Annotated in this window: 20 protein-coding genes, 2 tRNA genes and 1 pseudogene; 14 read left to right on the top strand and 9 right to left on the bottom strand. The window is 59.6% G+C overall.

Features of this window, described 5'->3' with window-relative positions; translation table 11 throughout:
* The first annotated feature begins 73 nt into the window (after positions 1-73).
* The 3 genes from N4R57_03130 to N4R57_03120 are packed head-to-tail and all read left to right on the top strand — an operon-like array spanning position 74 to position 2,580.
* Positions 74-790, top strand: coding sequence for a GntR family transcriptional regulator (locus N4R57_03130; protein ID UYV38106.1), 717 nt, complete (start codon positions 74-76; stop codon positions 788-790).
* On the top strand, positions 787-1,383 hold the full coding sequence (locus tag N4R57_03125) for a glutathione S-transferase (GenBank protein UYV38105.1): 597 nt from the start codon (positions 787-789) through the stop codon (positions 1,381-1,383). The genes N4R57_03130 and N4R57_03125 overlap by 4 nt, the downstream gene beginning before the upstream one ends.
* Before the next feature lie 60 nt (positions 1,384-1,443).
* Complete coding sequence (locus N4R57_03120) at positions 1,444-2,580, top strand: alkene reductase (protein UYV38104.1); 1,137 nt, start codon at positions 1,444-1,446, stop codon at positions 2,578-2,580.
* 184 nt (positions 2,581-2,764) lie between these two features.
* Here the strand turns inward: N4R57_03120 and N4R57_03115 are convergent.
* Positions 2,765-2,839: transfer RNA gene (locus tag N4R57_03115), tRNA-Thr, on the bottom strand.
* Positions 2,840-2,949: 110 nt separating this feature from the next.
* Between N4R57_03115 and N4R57_03110 the strand changes: the two genes are divergently transcribed.
* From N4R57_03110 to N4R57_03085, 6 genes and pseudogenes are all read left to right on the top strand, one after another.
* Positions 2,950-3,111 carry a hypothetical protein gene (locus tag N4R57_03110; protein UYV38103.1) on the top strand — a complete coding sequence of 54 codons (162 nt, stop codon included), beginning with the start codon at positions 2,950-2,952 and terminating at the stop codon, positions 3,109-3,111.
* The gene (gene murA / locus N4R57_03105) at positions 3,112-4,380 is read left to right on the top strand and encodes a UDP-N-acetylglucosamine 1-carboxyvinyltransferase (protein UYV38102.1); all 1,269 of its coding nucleotides are present in this window, start codon (positions 3,112-3,114) and stop codon (positions 4,378-4,380) included.
* Positions 4,377-4,853, top strand: coding sequence for a DUF2948 family protein (locus tag N4R57_03100; protein ID UYV38101.1), 477 nt, complete (start codon positions 4,377-4,379; stop codon positions 4,851-4,853). Before murA ends, N4R57_03100 begins: the two co-directional genes overlap by 4 nt.
* 148 nt (positions 4,854-5,001) lie before the next feature.
* Positions 5,002-6,305, top strand: a pseudogene (gene hisD / locus N4R57_03095) (histidinol dehydrogenase).
* Positions 6,306-6,428: 123 nt separating this feature from the next.
* On the top strand, positions 6,429-6,908 hold the full coding sequence (locus tag N4R57_03090) for a UPF0262 family protein (protein ID UYV38100.1): 480 nt from the start codon (positions 6,429-6,431) through the stop codon (positions 6,906-6,908).
* A 7-nt stretch (positions 6,909-6,915) separates the two neighbouring features.
* Positions 6,916-7,368: a low molecular weight phosphatase family protein gene (locus N4R57_03085; protein ID UYV38099.1), complete on the top strand. Its 453-nt coding sequence runs from the start codon at positions 6,916-6,918 to the stop codon at positions 7,366-7,368.
* A 326-nt stretch (positions 7,369-7,694) separates the two neighbouring features.
* Here the strand turns inward: N4R57_03085 and N4R57_03080 are convergent, their stop codons facing one another.
* The 3 genes from N4R57_03080 to N4R57_03070 form a co-directional block, all read right to left on the bottom strand.
* Entirely contained in the window at positions 7,695-9,491 is a 1,797-nt protein-coding gene (locus tag N4R57_03080; GenBank protein ID UYV38098.1) for an ABC transporter transmembrane domain-containing protein, read from the bottom strand.
* A gap of 396 nt (positions 9,492-9,887) precedes the next feature.
* Positions 9,888-9,961, bottom strand: a tRNA-Gly gene (locus tag N4R57_03075).
* 177 nt (positions 9,962-10,138) lie between these two features.
* Positions 10,139-11,050, bottom strand: coding sequence for a LysR family transcriptional regulator (locus N4R57_03070; protein UYV38097.1), 912 nt, complete (start codon positions 11,048-11,050; stop codon positions 10,139-10,141).
* Between the two features lie 98 nt (positions 11,051-11,148).
* Between N4R57_03070 and N4R57_03065 the strand changes: the two genes are divergently transcribed.
* The 4 genes from N4R57_03065 to N4R57_03050 all read left to right on the top strand — a co-directional run bounded on the left by N4R57_03065 (position 11,149) and on the right by N4R57_03050 (position 14,780).
* Complete coding sequence (locus N4R57_03065) at positions 11,149-11,973, top strand: hypothetical protein (GenBank protein ID UYV38096.1); 825 nt, start codon at positions 11,149-11,151, stop codon at positions 11,971-11,973.
* Positions 11,970-12,758, top strand: coding sequence for an SDR family NAD(P)-dependent oxidoreductase (locus tag N4R57_03060; GenBank protein UYV38095.1), 789 nt, complete (start codon positions 11,970-11,972; stop codon positions 12,756-12,758). The genes N4R57_03065 and N4R57_03060 overlap by 4 nt, the downstream gene beginning before the upstream one ends.
* 64 nt (positions 12,759-12,822) lie before the next feature.
* On the top strand, positions 12,823-13,731 hold the full coding sequence (locus N4R57_03055) for a 2OG-Fe(II) oxygenase (protein UYV38094.1): 909 nt from the start codon (positions 12,823-12,825) through the stop codon (positions 13,729-13,731).
* A 62-nt stretch (positions 13,732-13,793) separates the two neighbouring features.
* Positions 13,794-14,780, top strand: coding sequence for a zinc-dependent alcohol dehydrogenase family protein (locus N4R57_03050; GenBank protein ID UYV38093.1), 987 nt, complete (start codon positions 13,794-13,796; stop codon positions 14,778-14,780).
* 178 nt (positions 14,781-14,958) lie between these two features.
* Here the strand turns inward: N4R57_03050 and N4R57_03045 are convergent, their stop codons facing one another.
* The 5 genes from N4R57_03045 to N4R57_03025 form a co-directional block, all read right to left on the bottom strand.
* Complete coding sequence (locus N4R57_03045) at positions 14,959-15,567, bottom strand: ferric reductase-like transmembrane domain-containing protein (protein ID UYV38092.1); 609 nt, start codon at positions 15,565-15,567, stop codon at positions 14,959-14,961.
* An 87-nt stretch (positions 15,568-15,654) separates the two neighbouring features.
* Positions 15,655-16,503, bottom strand: coding sequence for an SDR family oxidoreductase (locus N4R57_03040; protein ID UYV38091.1), 849 nt, complete (start codon positions 16,501-16,503; stop codon positions 15,655-15,657).
* 67 nt (positions 16,504-16,570) lie between these two features.
* Positions 16,571-17,062, bottom strand: a complete 492-nt coding sequence (locus tag N4R57_03035; GenBank protein ID UYV38090.1) for a nuclear transport factor 2 family protein — start codon at positions 17,060-17,062, stop codon at positions 16,571-16,573.
* A gap of 26 nt (positions 17,063-17,088) precedes the next feature.
* The gene (locus tag N4R57_03030; GenBank protein ID UYV38089.1) at positions 17,089-17,931 is read right to left on the bottom strand and encodes a nuclear transport factor 2 family protein; all 843 of its coding nucleotides are present in this window, start codon (positions 17,929-17,931) and stop codon (positions 17,089-17,091) included.
* Between the two features lie 100 nt (positions 17,932-18,031).
* Positions 18,032-18,328: a DUF2218 domain-containing protein gene (locus N4R57_03025; GenBank protein UYV38088.1), complete on the bottom strand. Its 297-nt coding sequence runs from the start codon at positions 18,326-18,328 to the stop codon at positions 18,032-18,034.
* A gap of 96 nt (positions 18,329-18,424) precedes the next feature.
* Between N4R57_03025 and N4R57_03020 the strand changes: the two genes are divergently transcribed.
* Positions 18,425-19,333, top strand: a complete 909-nt coding sequence (locus N4R57_03020; GenBank protein ID UYV38087.1) for a LysR family transcriptional regulator — start codon at positions 18,425-18,427, stop codon at positions 19,331-19,333.
* Positions 19,334-19,630: the final 297 nt, after the last annotated feature.

The following is a 19,630-nucleotide window of genomic DNA, read 5'->3' as shown; positions in this document are numbered from 1 at the left end:
CGATCTTGCGAAACTCTTCCTTATATGCAATTTACATACTATCCATGTAATCCGGCACATCGGAGGACGCGTATTGGCGATTACAAGCACCGAAGAAGTCACGAATATTTTGCGTGAACACATCATGAGCGGGCAAATTCATCCGGGTGAGCGCCTGCAACAGGAACGCCTCGCGCGTGGGCTTGGCGTGTCGCGCACACCGCTGCGCACGGCACTCTCGAACCTCGCCAACGAAGGGCTTTTGCAATACGAGGCGAATCGCGGCTACACGGTGCGTGAATTCGATCGCAAAGACATCATCGACGGCTATGCCGCCCGCGCTGTGCTGGAAGGTCTCGCCGCCGCGTCCCTCGCCACACTCGGCATGCCCTCCAAGGTGGTCGACGAAATGGAGGCCCTTCTCGACTTTGGGGATCGGGCGCTGGAAAATGGAAAATTGGATCCAAAAGACATTGACGGCTACCGAAACATGAACGTGCGCTTTCACGATGAAATCATCCACCGCACGCATAACCGCTGGATCGTCGAACTCGTCCGCCAGACCCAGCTCATTCCCTTCGCCTCCAACCGCATGATCGTCTGGCAGGACTTCGACATCATGAAACGGAGCCACGACGATCACCACCGGATCCTTCAGGCGATCAGCCGCCGCGATCCGATCCGCGCAGACTACCTCATGCGCGAGCACGTCAATTTCGCAGGCGAATACCTCGCCGAATGTATCGAAACCGGCCGCATCACGGTCACACCTGAAAAAACCCAATCAGACACACCGGAGACCTCAAGTTGAAACTCTTCCACTCGCCCGCATCCCCCTATGTCCGCAAAGTCATGGTCCTCGCCCTTGAAACCGGCCAGAGCGTCGAAAAACTCGCCTCCATGGCCAGCCCGATTGCCGCCGACCAAAGTATCGTCAAGGAAAACCCGACCGGCAAAGTGCCTACCGCCATCCTCGATGACGGCGAACCCCTCTATGACAGCCGGGTCATCACCCGTTGGCTCGATGCCCAGCATAATGGCGCCAAGATGTATCCCGAAAACGATACGGTCTGGACCGTGCTGCGCCGCGAAGCCCTCGCTGACGGCTTGCTCGACGCCGCTTTGCTGGCCCGCTACGAAACCGCGATGCGCCCCGCTGAATTGCTCTGGCAGGACTGGCTCGACGGGCAGATGGGCAAAATCAACGCCTCGCTCGACCGGATGGAGGCGGAAACCGCCGATTTTTCCGGCATCGACGCCGGCCTCATCGCCATCGGTTGCGCCATTGCCTATCTCGACTTCCGCTTCGCCGATTTCGACTGGCGCAGCAGCCGTCCGGCTCTGACCAAATGGTACGAAACCTTCGCCGCCCGCCCGTCGATGGTGGACACCGCGCCAGAGTAACCCCCCCACCCGGTTCGCACTGCCCGTTGTCGCCCGCCGGCAACCGATCAAGGACACCCTATGCCCAACCTCTTTTCCCCCTTCGATCTGTCGGGCACCCGCCTTGGCAATCGCATCGTCATGGCCCCCATGACCCGCGCCCGCGCCACAACCTGTGTCGCCGATGAAAAGACCGCCCTCTATTATACCCAGCGCGCCAGCGCCGGTCTGATCATCAGCGAAGGCACCCCGGTCTCGGAACAAGCGATGGGATATCTCTTCATTCCGGGCATCTACACTCCGGCGCATATCACCGGCTGGCAGCGCGTGACCAAGTCTATCCACGCTCAGGGCAGCAAGATGTTCGCACAGCTCTGGCACGTTGGTCGCGTGTCCCACACCAGCATCAAAAGCGACGGCGCCGCCCCGGTCGGTGCCTCCGACATTCAGGCCATCGGCGCCAAGGCCTTCGGCTATGGCCCCGACGGCACCCCCGACTTGATCGACGCCTCCAAACCCCGCGCTCTTGAAACAGACGAAGTCGACCGCGTGATAGAGGATTTCGCCCAAGGTAGCGAAAACGCAATCGCCGCCGGGTTCGACGGCGTAGAAATTCACGGAGCCAACGGCTATTTGCTGGATCAATTCATCAATCCGCTCGTCAACACCCGTACCGACAAATACGCAGCACAAACGCTTAACGGACGGCTGCGTTTTGTGCTCGACCTTGTCGATGCGGTGGTCGATCGCGTCGGGCGAAATCGCGTCGGCATCCGCCTCTCGCCCTATGGTCAGCCCTTCGCCATGCCGCTGTTTGACGGCATCCCCGAGACCTTCCAGACGCTGGTTGCCGCGCTGGCCGACCGCGGCATCGCCTATGTCCACTTCATGGATCACTCGCGCGCCGGTTCATCCACCAATGGCCGCCCGCTCGACCCGGAAAAAATGCAGAGGTTCGACGCGCTGATGAGCAGCTTTCGCGCGCATTCCGGCGACATGGCCATCATCCTGGCAAGCGCGATGACAAAGGACCGCGCCACGCAGCTTATACGCGAGAATGTGATCGACCTGCCCGCCTTTGGCCGCCCCTTCATCGCCAACCCCGATCTGGTCTCCCGCCTCGCGGCCGGACACCCGCTCGCCGAGCCGAACCCCGACACCTTCTATGGCGGCGGCAACGAAGGCTACCTGACCTATCCCCCCTACGACGGGGCCTGAAGGCGACGCGCCAGCCAAGCCTCAAAAGGCCCTGCCAAGGTCGACCAGACTTCGAAGCCGTAGGAAAAATGGTGCTGCTGGAAAGAACCGAGCCCTCGCACTCAGCGTGCCGCGCAAGCGGTGCGCGTAAGTCGAGCCTGCAAAGCCCCGCCAAGGCCGATCAAAATCGCGACGTTCGGTAAAATGGTGCTGCTGGAGAGAATCGAACTCTCGACCTCTCCCTTACCAAGGGAGTGCTCTACCTCTGAGCTACAGCAGCGCCGGATGCGTCAGCATTACGCCGTTCGCGTGGGCGGGTGATTAGACGCAAACGCCCCCGCGTGCAAGCGCAATCTGGACTGTTTTTCATACCTCCTTTAAGAGGTGATCATGAGCAGCAAAACACCCGCCAATCCGAAACCCAGCCGCGACGACCGGCTGAAATCGGCGCTGAAAGCCAACATGGCCCGCCGCAAGGCCCAGGCCAAGGCCCGCGCGACCGATCAATCGGACACGAAAAAAGGCGCCCCCGAGGGAAAGGACAGGCCGTAAATGGATCAGATTATTGTCACCGGAAATGGTGAACTTCGCGGGGAAATCCCCATCGCCGGCGCGAAAAACGCCTGCCTCACCTTGATGCCGGCAACATTGCTCAGTGAAGAACCGCTGACGCTGACCAATGCGCCGCGCCTCAGCGACATCAAAACGATGACCCAACTGTTGCAATCGCTGGGCGCCGAAGTCACCACGATGCAGGACGGTCAGGTGCTCGCCATGTCGAGCCATGACATCAACAACCATGTCGCCGACTATGACATCGTGCGCAAAATGCGCGCCTCCAACCTTGTGCTGGGGCCGATGCTTGCGCGACTGGGGCACGCGGTTGTCTCGCTGCCCGGCGGCTGTGCGATTGGCGCGCGCCCGATGGATCTGCACATTCACGGGCTCGAAGCGCTCGGCGCTGAAATCGAACTCAAGGACGGCTACCTCCACGCCAAGGCCCCCGGCGGCCTAAAAGGTGCCGTGGTCGAGTTTTCCTTTGCCTCTGTCGGGGCCACTGAAAACGTCCTTATGGCCGCGACGCTGGCCAAAGGCACCACCGTCCTGAAAAACGCCGCGCGCGAGCCCGAGATCGTCGATCTCGCCGATTGCCTGCGTAAAATGGGGGCGCAGATTGATGGCGACGGCACCTCGGAAATCACCATCCAAGGCGTTGACCGGCTCAGCGGCGCAACCCACCCGGTGGTGACAGACCGCATCGAACTGGGCACCTATATGCTGGCCCCCGCGATTGCGGGCGGCGAAGTGCTCTGCCTTGGTGGCAAGCTCTCCCTCGTTGGCGCATTTGTCGAAAAGCTCGATCAGGCCGGGGTTGAAGTGACCGAAACCGACCGTGGCCTGCTGGTGCGCCCGCGCAATGGCCGGGTGCAATCGGTGGATGTCACAACCGAACCCTTCCCCGGTTTCCCGACCGACCTTCAGGCCCAGATGATGGCGCTGATGTGTACCGCCAACGGCACTTCGGTGCTGGAAGAGAAAATCTTTGAGAACCGCTTCATGCATGCGCCCGAACTGATCCGCATGGGGGCACAGATCGACGTGCAGGGCGGTCAGGCCACCGTGACCGGAGTGGAACGCCTCAAAGGCGCGCAGGTGATGGCAACAGACCTGCGGGCGTCGGTCTCGCTGATCCTTGCCGGGTTGGCGGCCGAAGGCGAAACCGTGGTCAGCCGGGTCTATCACCTTGATCGCGGCTATGAACATGTGGTTGGCAAACTCGAAGGCGTGGGTGCCAAAATCGAACGGGTCAAGGAAACATGAGCGAACAAGACGCCACTTTTGAAGACGGTCACGAACGCCCGCTGAACCTCGGCGCAATGGACGCCGAGGATCTTCAGGTGATCTCGGCGCTGGCACAGGACGCGGTCTTTCCGGTCAGCGAAATGCGCTTTCACAAACGCGACCGCCGCTTTGCCCTGCTGCTCAACCGCTTCCGGTGGGAGGACAAGGGCCGCAAGAGGCACGGGCCGGAACGGGTGCAATCGGTGCTGCTCTTTGACAACGTGCTGAACGTCGCGTCGCAAGGGATCGACCGCTCGGACCCAGAGATGATCCTGTCGCTGCTGTCGGTTGACTGGAGCGAGGGCGACGCGCCCTCCGGGCAAATCCTGCTGACCTTGGCAGGCGACGGCGTGATCCGGCTCGAGCTTGAGGCATTGGAAGCCAGCCTCAAGGATGTCACCCGCCCCTATCGCGCCCCGTCGCGCCGCGCGCCTGATCATCCCTTGGACTAAACCGGACCCCGGCAAACGGACCGCACCGCCGCTGATGGCGGCCCCGCTTGGCGCGGGATGGATTTGGGTATTTTTGCCATTAAAGAAACCGGGGTTGAGCCTTTAATGTGCAGCGCTTACTACAGCGCCAAGCCGAGGAGTGAGCCGCATGCCCGTGATCCTGAATGCCGAGAGTTCCGATTTTGAAACGGCCTTTGCCGCCCTGCTGAGCGCCAAGCGCGAGGACGCGCCGGACGTGGATGCCACCGTGGCCGGGATCATCGACGACGTGCGCACCAACGGCGATGACGCCGTGATCGCGCTGACCGCGCGCTTTGACAAACTGGCGCTGACGCCGGACACGCTCAGGTTTTCGCCCGCGGAAATCGAAATGCACTGCGCCGCCGTGCCCGCCGACGAGCGCGCAGCGCTTGAACTGGCAGCCGAACGGATCCGGGCCTATCACGCGCGCCAGATGCCCGAGGATGCGCTCTGGCAAGAGGACAATGGCGCGCGCCTTGGCTGGCGCTGGACGCCGGTGTCGGCGGCGGGGCTCTATGTGCCGGGGGGCTGGCCTCTTATCCGTCATCGGTGCTGATGAACGCCATTCCGGCCAAGGTGGCGGGGGTCAAGCGGCTGGCGATCACCTGCCCCACGCCGGGCGGCGCTGTGAACCCGCTGGTGATCCTTGCGGCGCGTCTTGCCGGGGTGGAAGAGATCTATCGCATCGGAGGGGCACAGGCGATTGCGGCGCTGGCCTATGGCACGCAAAGCATTGCGCCGGTCGATATGATCACCGGACCGGGCAACGCCTTTGTCGCGGCGGCCAAACGACGGGTGTTTGGCAAGGTCGGCATCGACATGATCGCCGGCCCGTCCGAAATCCTTGTGATTGCCGATGGCGACAATGACCCGGACTGGATCGCGCTTGATATGCTGTCACAGGCCGAACATGACGAAAGCGCACAGGCGATCCTGATCACCGACAGCCCGGCGATGGCCAGCGCGGTCGAGGCGGCGATCAACCGTCACCTCAAGACGCTGGAACGCCGCAAGATCGCTGCGGCAAGCTGGCGCGACTACGGCGCGATTATCCATGTGCCGGACCTGTCCAAGGCGGCGGAGTTGTCCAACCGGGTCGCGCCCGAACACCTTGAGCTTTGCGTGGCCGAGCCGATGGCGCTGGCCGATGAAATCACCCATGCCGGGGCGATCTTTCTTGGCGCGTGGACGCCCGAGGCGATTGGCGATTATGTCGGCGGACCGAACCATGTGCTGCCCACGGCGCGCTCGGCCCGGTTCTCCTCGGGGCTGTCGGTGATGGATTTCCTCAAGCGCACCACGCTGGCGCAAATGACGCCCGAGGCGCTCGGCGCGATTGGCCCGTCGGCCGAAACGCTGGCCAACTCCGAAAGCCTCGAGGCGCACGGCCTGTCCGTTCGCGCGCGCCTGAACCACCTCAATAAATCCTGATCACCCGAACACGGCTGCAACAAATTGCAACCCGCCGTGATGCCCCCCATTGGCAAGCGAGCCTTTAAGCGCTAGCAAACAGGGCGGGAGAGACCATGTAACGCCAAGCGAAAGGGCCATCCCATGTCGCGGATCAGCCAGATCGAGCTCGATGATTCGAGCCTGCCCCCTCCCACGCCGGAGATCGAGCAAGAGCGCAAAGTCGCCATGTTCGACCTTCTGGAAGAAAACAGCTTCATCCTGCCCAAGCGCGATGACCGGATTGCGCCCGAAGGCCCCTATCACGTGTACCTGTCCATCCGTGACAAGCGGCTGGTGTTCGACGTCACCACCGAAAGCGCCGAAAAAGCAGCCGAGTTCCACCTCTCGCTGTCGCCCTTTCGCCAAGTGGTCAAAGACTACTGGGCGATCTGCGAAAGCTATTACAACGCCGTCAAGAACATGCCCCCCAGCCAGATCGAAACCATCGACATGGCCCGGCGCGGCATCCACAACGAAGGCGCCCGCGTGCTTCAGGAGCGGTTGATCGGCAAAGCCGAGATCGACAATGATACGGCGCGGCGGCTCTTTACGCTGGTCTGCGTGCTGCATTTCGGGAGCTGATCGCATAATGCCTGCCCCCCTGCCCCAATCGGTGCTGTTCTGCTGTGACCACAACGCCGTGCGCTCTCCCATGGCCGAAGCAATCGCCAAGAAGCTCTACGGGACGGAAACCTACCTGCAATCCGCCGGACTAAAGAGCGACCTCGAAGTCGACGGCTTTGCCATCTCGGTGTGCGACGAAGTCGGGGTCGAACTCTCCCGGCATACGGCGCGCACGTTCGAAGAACTGGGCGACTATGGCGACCACCTGTCGTCCTATGACTTGATCGTGGCGCTGTCACCGGCCTCGCATGCCAGCGCGCAAAGCCTGACCCGGCCCTATCACACGGATGTGGAGTTCTGGCCCATCACCGACCCGACCGGCACGGGCGAAACCCGCGACGCCAAGCTTGACGCCTATCGGCGCACGCGGGATGAGATCATAGGCCACCTCACCCGCCATTGGGGTGGATTACTTTAGAACCCGCAGTTCGGCTTTGGACGTCGCTGACCTAAGGGATTGCGCCGCCTTCGGCGTCGCGGGGGGGCGCCTCGCTTCGCTCGGCGCCCCCAAGATTGCAAACGCCCCGACCATGCGCGGGACCTGCGGGTGGAGAAACCGTCGGCATTTGGGTATTTTTTACCATTAAAGAAAGCAGGCGCGCACGGTGGATTAACTTAATCCCGCGTTAACCAATGTCGCGTCGGGCGGCAGCCGGATGTCAGCCGGGAGTCAGCCGAATGTCACCCCCGCTTTCGGGCAGGTTTGCGGGCATTAACCCTGCTGAACGCGCCGTTCAGAAAGGGTTAAGCTTCGCCGCCATCGGTGAATTGCAGCCGCGCCAAACGCGCGTAAAGCCCGCCCTCGGCGACCAATTCCTCGTGGCGTCCAATGGCTGCGATGCGGCCATCTTCCATCACCACAATGCGGTCGGCCTTCTTGACCGTGGCAAGGCGGTGCGCCACCACAATTGTTGTGCGATCCTTGGCCAATTCGTCCACTGCCGCCTGCACCGCACGTTCGCTTTCCGCGTCCAATGCGCTTGTCGCTTCATCCAAAAGCAGCACCGGCGCATCCCGCAAAATGGCCCGCGCAATGGCGATCCGTTGCTTCTGACCACCCGAAAGCAGAACGCCGCGCTCTCCCAAGGGGCTATCGTAACCCGTTGGAAGTGCTTCGATAAAATCATGCGCCGCCGCCGCGCGCGCTGCGGCTTCGACTTCGGCATCGCTGGCCCCTTCGCGACCAAAGCGAATGTTCTCACGCGCCGAAGCGGCAAAGATCACCGGGTCTTGCGGCACCAGCGCCATGGCAGAGCGAAAGTCCCCCTGCGCCAACGCGCTGAGGTCTTGGCCATCCAGCAGAACCCGCCCCGAAAACGGGTCATAGAACCGTTGGATCAATTGCACGATCGTCGTCTTGCCCGCCCCCGACGGGCCGACCAAAGCCACCGTTTCCCCCGGCGCAATCTTCAGATCAATGTCATGCAGCGCCGGCATGTCCGGACGCGACGGATAGGAAAAAGTAACCTTTTCAAAGGTAATCTCTCCCTTGACCGGTCGCGGCAAGACAATCGGCGTTACCGGATCTGTCACGGCGTCTTCGACTTCGAGCAGGTCCACCAACCGCTCGGTCGCCCCGGCGGCGCGCTGCAACTCGCCCCAAATTTCCGACAACGCCGCAACGGCACCCGCCACAAGGACCGCATAGATGACAAATTGCACCAATTCACCCGAGCTCATCAGATCATGGCGCACGTCCCGCGCCCCGATCCACAGCACCCCGACGACACCAGTGAACACCAGAAACATCACCAACACCGTCATCACCGCCCGCACGGTGATGCGCTTGCGGGCCACGTCATAGCTTTTCTCTGTCACATCCGAGAAGCTGGCCCGGCTGGCCGCTTCGTGGGTAAAAGCCTGCACCGTTTGCACCGCGCTCAAGGCTTCGCTGGCCGAACCAGAGCTTTGCGCGATCCAATCCTGGTTCTCGCGGCTCAGCACCCGCAAGCGCCGCCCCATCACCAAAATCGGCACGATCACCAGCGGCACAATCAACAGAACCAACCCCGTAAGCTTGGCCGATGTAAGCAACATCAGAACCAAACCACCAAGGAAAATCAACACGTTACGCAGCGCGACCGAGATCGAAGACCCGATCACCGACAGGATCAGCGTCGTATCCGTCGTGATCCTGCTCAGCACTTCGCCGGTCATGATGGTCTCGAAAAAGCCGGGGCTCATCCCGATCACACGGTCAAAAACCGCCTTACGGATATCGGCGACCACGCGCTCTCCCAAGCGCGTAACCAGCGCATAGCGCAACCCGGTACCAATCGCCAGCAAGGCCGCAATCGCGATCGCCGCGCCGAAATACTTGTCGAGAATTGCGTCGTTTTCGGTGCCGAAATTGTCCACCACACGGCGCACAGCCATCGGCAAAGCCAACGACAACCCCGCAGTCAGCATAAGCGCAAGACCCGCCAGAACCGCCAAACCACGATAGGGCCGCATGAACGGTGCAAGCCCGCGCAGCGCGCCTACGCGCTTCGATTTTTCCCGGTCCTGTTCGCCGGCTGTCGGGCTGGGTTGTCTGGCCATATCCGGCTCCCTGACTCTTGGCTCGTTAAAGCTTCATGGAGGCGCAGGCGCACAGGGTCAAGCTACGTGTTGACGCAGTGCACGCACCCTCTGCTCCGTTGGGCCAGAATTAAACGGATCACAGCGCAGAACGGCAAGCGACCCCGCATCACCAAGCCGGACAGACCAGCCATCAAAAGGTAATAAACCGTGTCATCTCAATCCATTGGATCACGGCAAACGCTTGTTCTACAGGGCAAACTGTCAGAAGCATTTTTCTGGAGCGGGCGGCGGAATCCAACCCGCGTCATTAGCTTGGAAGGCAAATTCTCAAAAGCCATGAATACATCCAAAAATCAAACACTTAACTTATCCAAACCGGGATAATTGTAGGCAATGTGTAGGAAAAGATCTTTTTGGAGCGGGCGGCGGGAATCGAACCCGCGTCATTAGCTTGGAAGGCTAAGGTCTTACCACTACACAACGCCCGCTCAGTAAGTTCATCACATATTTCATGGTCTCCACAGCGTCAAGCAACTGATTTCACACAAGACCGATCTCAATCAACAAATATGCAAACGGCCCAAAGCCGACATTTAGACAATCGTATGGCAAACGTCTGCTATTGTTCTGAACTGCAAAATCCATCGGTCACATAAACCTTCAGATCAGGACGTCTTGCGTGCTCCATTCTGACGCCCGAAATGATCGATCAGGAAATCCATGAACACGCGGACTTTGGCGGAGACGACGTTGCTTTTGGGGTAGATCAGCCAAAGCGCTGGTTTGTTTGCCAACTCAAAGTCGGGCAAGATGCGTGTCAGGCTTCCAGTCGCAAGCTCCTTTTGCACTGCCCAGATGGAGTTAATCGAAATACCACCGCCATCGAGCGTCGTGAGTTTTTGCGTTAGGCCGTCGTTCACGATCAGATAATGGGTTGCATTTGTTGGGTTGAATTGTGCCTGCGAGCCGTCTTGCGAGACGAGTGATCTTGGTTCAATATCTTTGAATGCAATCAAGCGGTGTTGTGCCAAATCCTCGGGATTTTGGGGGGTTCCACAGCGCTCAAGATAGGCGGGCGAGGCACACAGGATGCGTGTATCGTCCGCGAGCTTGCGTGCAGTGAGGTTACTATCGGCCAGAACCGCGTTGCGCAGCGCCAGATCGTAACTCCCCTCGATGAGATCAAACTCGGAGTCGGAGAGATGGAGGTCCAGGTGCAAGTCCGGATATTGGTCCATAAACATCGGCAACAGCGGCGCGATGTAGAGTTGTGCAAAGGTGCTGGGCGCCGCAAAGCGCAATGTGCCGCTGATCGTCGTCCGTCCCGTTCCGAGTGCCGCGAGTGCGGTCTCCTCCAGAGCTATCATTTCGCGGGCATAGGGCAAGAAATCGCGGCCTTCTAACGACAGCGACACTTTGCGGGTTGATCGGTGCAAAAGGTCTGCCCCCACAAGATGCTCCAGCTTCGCGATGCGCGTGCTTGCGACCGCAGGTGCCATACCAAGCGCACGGCCTGCGGCGCTTATGTTCAGTGTCTCGCAGGCGAGAACGAAAAGGCGAAGGGATTGCGCGTCCATACTTTATACTTTTTCGGAATACTGAATTAAAATTTACCTCATTTATATCTTTTTTGAAAGTGATAAATCTCATTACAAGACAGACACAGGACCTTCCGATGACCCAAATCGCAACCGTAAACTACCACCTCCATAAATCGCAGCGGCAGGCATTCGTGCTTGATGCGGACGGAATTGTTGGCAACCTGATTTCGCCCGAGCTTGCACCGACGCAGGTGCCGGTGCGTGATATACGCACATCAAATCCGCGCGTCTCGTTCGAGAACACCTCTGTCGGGTTTGCAACATTCCCGACGGCTGTGTCGTCTTTCACAGGTAACGCTTGGCACGAAGCTTATGACGCTGAGCTGACAGCGCTGCTGCAATCCGAGATCAGCGCGCAAGAGGTCATCGTGTTTGACCATACGTTGCGTGTGGATGACCCGAACGCAGATCGCGCTCCGGCCCGCAATGTGCATAGCGATTACAGTATTGATGGGGCCGAGAAGCGGCTAATTGATATCCTTGGGGAAAACAAAGCCGCCGCATGGGCCAATGGCCACTATGCATTCGTCAACGTTTGGCGGCCGGTTGGCGCGCCAATCAACTCTGCGCCACTGGGGTTTATTCGTCCTGCCAGTGTCGCCAAGCAGGACTGGATTTTGCTCGATCTGATCTATCCGGACCGCAAGGGCCAGATCATGGGGATCGCAGCGAACCCGCAGCATGACTGGCTTTATATGTCTAAAATGACGCCCGACGATGTGGCCTTCTTTAACATCTTCGACAATCGCGGCCTGCCTTCGATCGCCCATAGTGCATTGGACATGATCGAGGGCCCCCAAACATTCATACTGTTCGACGCAGCATCGAGAGCCGCACCTTGGTCCGTTACGCAGCCTAACTCCCAAAGTCGGGACCACCACAGAAAGATTACCCAATGACGAAGACAATTCTCATCACAGGCTCCACTGACGGCATCGGCCTTGTAACCGCGCAAACCCTTGCAGCCGAAGGGCACACGGTCCTGCTGCACGGGCGTAATGCAGCCAAGCTGGAGGCTGCGGCCAAAACAATCAAAGGCCCCGTCGCGCAATACAAGGCCGACCTGTCGGATATGGTTGATGTTCACGCGCTGGCCAGCGCCATTCGCGCCGATCACGACCAGATTGATATAGTGATCAATAACGCAGGTATCCTAAAGGCCCCAAATACCGTGACCAAAGAAGGTTACGATCTCCGCTTTATGGTGAACGCGATTGCCCCCTATGTGCTGACCCGCGACCTTTTTCCGATCATCGCGAAAAACGGCCGTGTCGTCAATTTGTCCTCGGCTGCGCAAGCGCCCGTTGATCTGGATGCGCTACACGGGCGCAGTCAGTTGAGCGATATGGACGCCTATGCCCAAAGCAAACTGGCGCTCACCATTTGGTCGCGCGAAATGGCGAGAGAACTGCCTGACGGCCCCGCAATCATCGCGGTTAACCCCGGTTCTTTGTTGGCGTCCAAGATGGTCAAAGAGGGCTTTGGCGTGGCGGGCAGCGATCTTAGCATTGGCGCGAATATCTTGCGCGACGCGGCTGTGGGCGCAGGTTTCGCCACTGCGAGCGGGAAATATTTCGACAATGACAGCCAACAATTCGCCCCGCCAAATGCGGCAGCACTTGATGCTGCTCACAGCGCAAAGGTGATGCAAGGTCTCGACGAGGCCGCCGCCGTGCTTGGCTAAGCACATACCACGAACATTCTCATCCGGGCCGATGCCGCGCACGGCCACATCAGGAGCATAGACAATGCAAACCAATGCCCTCGAACGCGCCCGCGCGATCAGTCGACCTACGCGTGACGAAATGCTGCACCGCACCCCGTCAGTTCAGACATTCTGGGCGCAAAACACGCCCTTGTTTCAGGACGCGTGGATGCAATGGGAGGCCAGCACCGGCCAAGCGCCCATTCTAGACAGCAGCCTTTATGACCCCAAATTGCGCGATGCCATCGCACAGGCCTGGCAAGACCCCAGCAAGGAGGGTGCTGTCAGAGACCTTTGGACAGAAGTCTTTCCCGGCGTCTTTGAGGCGCAGTTTTTTGACCCCGCCCGTCTATCGGTCCTGCGTGACTATCTTGAAAATGTTGCCAACGCGAATATCCCGCTGCGCCCGCCCTATGGCATTTCACTCAACCGTGGTGGCGCGATGCTGGACAGCCGCTCGGAGGGCTATCTTGCTGCGCCTAATTTTCAGACTTTCTACCGCGCTTTGATGGACACCTACATGCGGCCCATCTCGCGGCTCTTGTTTCCCGATATTGTCGGATACGACACGCAAACCTTCGGCTTTTCGATCCAGTGGCAGGCAGATGCGGATAGATCTTTACGGGCGCACACGGATGCATCTTCGGTGACGTTGAACCTGAACCTCAATCTTCCCGGTGAGGCGTTTTCCGGCTCGGGTGTGAAATTCTTTGACCGCGAAACCCGTCAGGTCGCCGAATTGGGTTTTGCCCCCGGAAAAGCGCTGATCCACCACGGCAGTGTGCCACATGAATCCATGCCGATCACCCAAGGCGAAAGAACAAACCTTGTTCTTTGGCTTTACGGCGAAAACGGTCAGGTGCCTATGTTTGGTGCACCCTACGATGACATCGACGCCAAAGAACGCTGGACCGTTCCAACAGCCGCCAAGGACGGCTTTGCCCCGTTCTAAGGCGCAACAGCAACCATGCCCCCTCTCATAACCTACTCCAACCATATCCGAGGAGACTTCCCATGAAAGCTTCAACCCTTACATCCTTCGGCGAAACCGCAGAATTCGAAATCACAGAACTGCCCAAACCCACGGCGACCGCAGGCCACGTGGTCGTGCGCGTTGCAGCAAGCAGCGTGAACACCGTTGACACCATGATCCGGTCAATGGGCGCCGATCTGCCCCTGTCTCCTGCGCTCCCTGCAGTGTTGGGGATGGATTTCGCAGGCGTCGTAGAAGAGATTGGCGAAGGCGTCACCGCATTTGCTGTCGGTGACGAAGTCTACGGCTGCGCAGGAGGGCTAGCCGACCTCCAAGGTGCGCTTGCTGAATTCATGTTGGCTGATGCCCAACTGATCGCCCGCAAACCCAAGTCCATCTCGATGCGCGAAGCCGCAGCGATGCCCTTGGTTGGCATCACAGCCTACGAAGGGTTGGAGCGCGCAGGCATCACGGCAGGCCAAAAGGTTCTGGTGCAAGGTGGCGCAGGCGGTGTTGGCCACTTGGCGTTGCAACTGGCCAAACATTTCGGTGCAGACGTCTATGGCACGGGCACTGGCGACGCGCAGCTGGCTGTCATCAACGGCTACGGAGCGACCGCAATTGACTTCGCCACAATGAAGATCGCCGACTATGTGGGGCAATACACAGGTGGTGCCGGCTTTGACATCATTTTTGACACCGTTGGCGGTGCCAATATGACCAACTCCTTCGAGGCGGCGGCACTCAATGCCAACATCGCGTCCACTGTGGGCCTGCTCGAAATTGATCTGTCACCAGCGCATTTCAAAGGTCTGTCGTTGCACATCATCTTTATGCTGTTGCCCATGCTCAGCGGACAAGGTCGCGCCAAGCACGGTGAGATTTTGACAAAGCTCGCCGAGATTGTAGACGCCGGTGCGATGAAACCGCTGCTTGATGATACAACATTCGACCTTGATCGGGTCGGAGATGCCTATGATCGCCTGACAAGCGGCAAAGCCATCGGCAAGGTTGTCGTCGAGGTCTAAGCAGGACGGGATGACAAAATGGATGGTTGCCAGCCAACTATGGATTTGGCTACCACTTGAGCCGTTATAGGGTGTTCCTAAAACTGAGCTCCCCCTCCCAGTTGCTGCGGAATTGACGAACTGGTGCGATGCATTGGAAACCGACACTGCAAACTTGCGCACCATAGCCGTCCTGCGTTCACACCTCCTTCGGGCGCGGGCGCAGGTGCCAGTACCAGACGCGGTAGCCTTCCAGCAGGCCCAGCGGAACAAAGTGCACCAGCGCAGGGCCAAGACCACCCCAATCGTGCAGCGCCGCCCAGTGCAACAGGGTCAGGACAGCGGCGGCATAAGTCGTGCGTTGCAGCGTTTTCCAAGTGCGGCCCATCTTTCGGACAAAGTGGTCAGAAGAGGTCACGGCCAGCGGCACGAAGATCAGGAAAGCGATCCAGCCGGTCCAGATATAGAGTTTTGGCAGGTCGGCGATCACCTTCTGCGAGCCGCCTAGGTCGATGAGATACAGCACCGTATGCACCAGTGCATAGACAAAGGCCGCGACACCAAAGTAGCGGCGGTTCTTCTTCAGCCAACGCGGCCCGCGCCAGCCCTTGAACACCAGCGCCAGCGGCGAGGCCAGCATGGCGATAATCATAAAGCGCGCACCGAATTCGCCGGTCGGGTGCAAGGCCGCGTGGATGGCGGCCCCGGTGGCCTCGGCATCAGCCGCGGTCAGGATACTTGCGAGGATGCCGAAGCCCGGCAGCGCCATCACCGCCCAGAGCCAATAGGGAGAAAGTCGTGACAGCATGTCTGTTGCCTTTCTTGGATTGGTCGCGTCAGCGACCCCGTAGATGGGTTGGTGGTGATACGCTACAGCGCAGGATCTCCTTCACGCTCAGCTACGGAGCGCGGAAAAGTAATCCTCCCAAGGTTGGTGCGGGCGGCCGGTGACCTTTGCAAAGTCACCCGAACGGTCATAAGCACCTTGGCGGATGCCCTCGTAGATGCCGCCGATGATCGGGCCGATAAAATCGCCCAGTTCGGCGCTGCGGTCGGCAACGAATTCTTCAGAAGTCATCTCGCGGTAGGTCAGGTCTGTGCCGAAGGTGCGGTTCAGGTGGCCGGCAAGCTGCTCTTGGGTGATCGGCGTGCCGGTCAGGTCATAGGTGCCACCGTTCAGATCGACGCGCGTCAAGAGCGCGGCATAGGCATGGGCCAACTCCGAGCGCGTGGTGTAGCCGCAGCGGCCTTCACCCGCGCTGTTGGCGATCTCACCGCGGGCCTTGTAGCTGTCGATGTATTCGACGTCGGGCTCGATATAGATGCCGTTGCGCCCAATGGCCCAGTCCAGACCACTGGCGCGAATGTCCGCCTCTGTCTGACGGTTGCTTTGCACCACCGGAGAAAAGCGCGTGCCCTCTTCGGGACCGATGATGCTGGTATAGACCAGTTTCTTCACACCCGCCGCGCGGGCGGCGTCGATCACGTTGCGGTGCTGCTGGATGCGATCCTCGGGCGGGGCCATGCCCGAGACGATCAGAAGCGCATCCACCCCCTCCAGCGAGGTTTGCAACTGGTCCGGCTGGTCATAATCACCCGGTCGCAGCTCGACGCCGAGGTCGGTGACCTTAGTCGGAGTGCGGGCCAGCCCGATGACGGACGCGCCGCCCGGCAAGGCAATCAATTTACGGGCGATCTCATGGCCAAGCTGGCCCGAAACAGCGGTAACGGCAAAGGTTGTCATGGTCTGTCCTCTCTTCAAAACGCTGGGCAAAGCCGCCGGAAACGACGGCTTTGCAAGAATACGCGGGTCAGCCGTGGTAGGCTCGGCTGACGGCAAAGCTGTCCTCGAACCAGTGCCACAGCACCACTTGGCCATTGCGGACCTTGGCGCGCAAGGCAAAGGTGAATTCGCCGATTTCCTTGCCGGAATGGGGGGTGACGCCGTTCATCTTGCCAAAGACAGCGACCGTGTCACCCGAGGCGAAGGCGTCGGTGTTTTCCCATTTGGTTGTCTGAAGGTTTTCGGAAAATACGCCGAGGAATTTGAAGATGTTCTCTTTGCCCTCCGCGCCGCCGATCCACGGCAGGCTTTCGTCGCCTTCGTTGTGCCAGACCATGTCGTCGGCCATCAGTGCGCTCATCTTTTCCATGTCGCCCGATCCCATCGCGCCCATAAAGGCCATGACGGTGTCAAAGCTAGCTTGTGTCTGGTTGTCCATTGTTTGTGCTCCTGCGTGTTGTGCGAGAATGGTGGCGAGCGTCGTGCCAATTGAGGTCTTCAAAAGGGTTCTGCGGTTCATGTCGTGCTCCTTGAGGGGCAGGGTGGTCAGAATTTGCCAGCTTCGTTGTGCGGGGCGTCCGGGCCGGGCACGGGGGCGATGACGTCCCAGTGCTCCACGATCAGCCCGTCTTCGAGGCGGAAGAGGTCGTAGAAGGCGGTCTGTTCACCGCCCAAGGCGCCCTCGGACAGGGTTAGCACGAAGTTGCCTTCGCCGATCACTTGATGGATCTTGGTGTAGTCCATGGTGATGCCCTGTTCGGCCATCTGCGCCATGAAGGCACCAAAGCCTTCCAGGCCGTCAGCGACCATCGGGTTGTGCTGGGCATAGTTCGTCGGGTTGATGTATTTGGTAAAGTCCACCTGCTCATGCTTGATCAGCGACTTGGTGATGAACTCTTCGACCAACGCCTTGTTGGCTTCGGTCTTGTTCAGGTCGGTGACGACGGTTGCGCCGTCGATCTGGGTGCGCCCCGAGGGGTTGGGCGCGGCCTCGGGAATCAGGTTGTCCCAGTGCTCGGCGATCTTGCCGTCCTCAACGCGGAAGACGTCAAAGGCGATCATCGCTGTTGCGCCAAAGCCCTCATAGCGGGCATGCACAGCCACGATGTTATCATCCGCGATGACCCGGACATAGTCCGCCTTGAAGTTGCCGCTGCCAGCAAGAAAGCCGACGACGCCCTTCTGCGCCTCGATGCCGTTGGCAAACATCTCGTTGTGCTGGATGATGTCTTTGGCAAAATACTGGTCAACGGCTGCGACATTGCCCGCCAACAGCGTGTTTTTCAGCGCTTCCAGAACGAAAGCCTTGGTGTCGGCGCTGTCGGCCAGCGCCGTGAACGGTAGAGTGGCGGCGATCGCCACTGGGGCAAATAGTTGGAAAAGTTTCATTGGTTTCTCCTCGGAGTGTTTGGACATACCCTCTCTGTCCGCGCTCCGGGACGGGGCGTGTTCGGGCAAGTCATGGGGTAGAAAAAGGGTCGGGCCGGTGTCAGGCCCCGGTGGGTTCGGTCCGGCTCCAGTTCAGGTCCGGGTTTTCGCGGAATGCGAACCGTTCGAGGTGATTGGTGATCACCTGGATCGTCTTGTCGAGAGCGGGCGCGTCAGCGGCGGTGGCGGTCAGGCTCAGGCCAGCAGTGTCGGCGCGCAGGTCGCACTGTCCAAAAGGCAGCTCGATGTGGCCCGCGCCGGGCTCGAAAGAGACCGGAACCTTTTGGCCGAAATGCTTGCACAGCGTGCCGAGATAGCGTTCGGCGTTTTCCGTCTCGAAGAAAGTGCTCGCGTTCATGTCGATGCTCCGTTGTGTTGTAAGGAACATCTATCCCCGCCGCATTGATCCGGGTATACCTTGTTTTCGGAAGTCATAATTCGGACTGGCGGAACAATGATTGAGCATCTGCGCCACATGGCGATCTTTGCACGGGTCGTCGACGAGGGGTCGTTCCGGGCCGCGGCCAAATCCGTGGGCCTCGCACCGTCCCGTATCAGCGAGACGGTGTCGGACCTAGAAGATTTCTTGGGCGTGACCCTGCTCTATCGCACGACCCGTAAGATCGCCCTGACCAACGAGGGGCGTATGTTCTATGCCCGCGCGGCAGAGATGTTGCGCAGCGCCGAAAGCGGGTTGAACGAATTGAACGCCCTGTCATTGGAGCCGGTGGGGGCGCTGCGTGTGTCCATGCCAGCCTATATGTCCTCCTCGGCGCTAGCCACCGCCATCGCGGAATTCGTGCGCAGCCACCCACAGGTCGCCATGTCGCTGACATTTACAGACGGGCGCATGGATCTGCTGGAAGACGGTTATGACGTGAACATCCGCGTCGGGTGGTTGGACGACAGCTCGATGATGTCGCGCAAGTTGGGCGAAAGCGCGCGCGCTCTGGTGGTGGGGGCGGATTATGCCGCCACGCGCCCGCGCCCGTCCCATCCGTCAGAGATGGAGGATTGGGACTGGCTGCGCTACAAGCACCGTTCAGATTATACCGCACTGACCGGTCCGGGGGGCGAGACGGTCAAGGTGCTGGGTCAGGCCCGGCTCGAAGTCGATAGCATTGACGCACTCTATCACTTCACCTCTCAGAACCTTGGCGCGACGGTGCTACCCGAACACCTTGCCGCACGGGGTGAGGCCGAAGGCCGGCTGGTGCGCCTTCTCCCGGATTGGCAACTGATCCCACTGGGCATTTTTGCGGTCTGGCCAGACACTTCAAGACGCGAGAGTCTGACGCGGATGTTCGTTCGCTTTGTCGCCAACTGGCAGGCAAGTGCAGCGCCCCAATCAAAGCGCATTTGACGGCCCGAGCGATCAAGTCAGCGTCAACGGTACGCATCCGCGACAAAGTGTTCGGATGAAACGGCACCAGCCTTTACTTCATGAGGTGCTCCTAGATTTGTAGACGCTTTGCTTGGTAATTTTGGAAGCAAAGAGAGACGGATATGAGTAAGGGAATACGGTTTACGAACGAGTTCAAACTGGACGCCGTAGCGCAACCTTGGCCTTAAACTCGGGGTGATGTTGCTTTCGTTTCGACATTCCTGATTTCCTTCGTGTTGAAGATCAGCAGACAACAAATTGCAGCTTACGTCAGTG

The organism is Rhodobacteraceae bacterium D3-12 (assembly GCA_025916135.1).
Taxonomy (GTDB): domain Bacteria; phylum Pseudomonadota; class Alphaproteobacteria; order Rhodobacterales; family Rhodobacteraceae; genus JAKGBX01.
Note: the sequence above shows the minus strand (reverse complement) of the source record. Positions and strands in the feature narration are given on the sequence as shown.

Bases quoted from the DNA above. Each gene is read 5' to 3' on its own strand.
- N4R57_03120 (UYV38104.1), top strand. From the start codon at position 1,444: ATGCCCAACCTCTTTTCCCCCTTCGATCTGTCGGGCACCCGCCTTGGC.
- N4R57_03110 (UYV38103.1), top strand. From the start codon at position 2,950: ATGAGCAGCAAAACACCCGCCAATCCGAAACCCAGCCGCGACGACCGG.
- murA (UYV38102.1), top strand. From the start codon at position 3,112: ATGGATCAGATTATTGTCACCGGAAATGGTGAACTTCGCGGGGAAATC.
- N4R57_03100 (UYV38101.1), top strand. From the start codon at position 4,377: ATGAGCGAACAAGACGCCACTTTTGAAGACGGTCACGAACGCCCGCTG.
- N4R57_03090 (UYV38100.1), top strand. From the start codon at position 6,429: ATGTCGCGGATCAGCCAGATCGAGCTCGATGATTCGAGCCTGCCCCCT.
- N4R57_03085 (UYV38099.1), top strand. From the start codon at position 6,916: ATGCCTGCCCCCCTGCCCCAATCGGTGCTGTTCTGCTGTGACCACAAC.
- N4R57_03080 (UYV38098.1), bottom strand. From the start codon at position 9,491: ATGGCCAGACAACCCAGCCCGACAGCCGGCGAACAGGACCGGGAAAAA.
- N4R57_03070 (UYV38097.1), bottom strand. From the start codon at position 11,050: ATGGACGCGCAATCCCTTCGCCTTTTCGTTCTCGCCTGCGAGACACTG.
- N4R57_03065 (UYV38096.1), top strand. From the start codon at position 11,149: ATGACCCAAATCGCAACCGTAAACTACCACCTCCATAAATCGCAGCGG.
- N4R57_03060 (UYV38095.1), top strand. From the start codon at position 11,970: ATGACGAAGACAATTCTCATCACAGGCTCCACTGACGGCATCGGCCTT.
- N4R57_03055 (UYV38094.1), top strand. From the start codon at position 12,823: ATGCAAACCAATGCCCTCGAACGCGCCCGCGCGATCAGTCGACCTACG.
- N4R57_03050 (UYV38093.1), top strand. From the start codon at position 13,794: ATGAAAGCTTCAACCCTTACATCCTTCGGCGAAACCGCAGAATTCGAA.
- N4R57_03045 (UYV38092.1), bottom strand. From the start codon at position 15,567: ATGCTGTCACGACTTTCTCCCTATTGGCTCTGGGCGGTGATGGCGCTG.
- N4R57_03040 (UYV38091.1), bottom strand. From the start codon at position 16,503: ATGACAACCTTTGCCGTTACCGCTGTTTCGGGCCAGCTTGGCCATGAG.
- N4R57_03035 (UYV38090.1), bottom strand. From the start codon at position 17,062: ATGAACCGCAGAACCCTTTTGAAGACCTCAATTGGCACGACGCTCGCC.
- N4R57_03030 (UYV38089.1), bottom strand. From the start codon at position 17,931: ATGAAACTTTTCCAACTATTTGCCCCAGTGGCGATCGCCGCCACTCTA.
- N4R57_03025 (UYV38088.1), bottom strand. From the start codon at position 18,328: ATGAACGCGAGCACTTTCTTCGAGACGGAAAACGCCGAACGCTATCTC.
- N4R57_03020 (UYV38087.1), top strand. From the start codon at position 18,425: ATGATTGAGCATCTGCGCCACATGGCGATCTTTGCACGGGTCGTCGAC.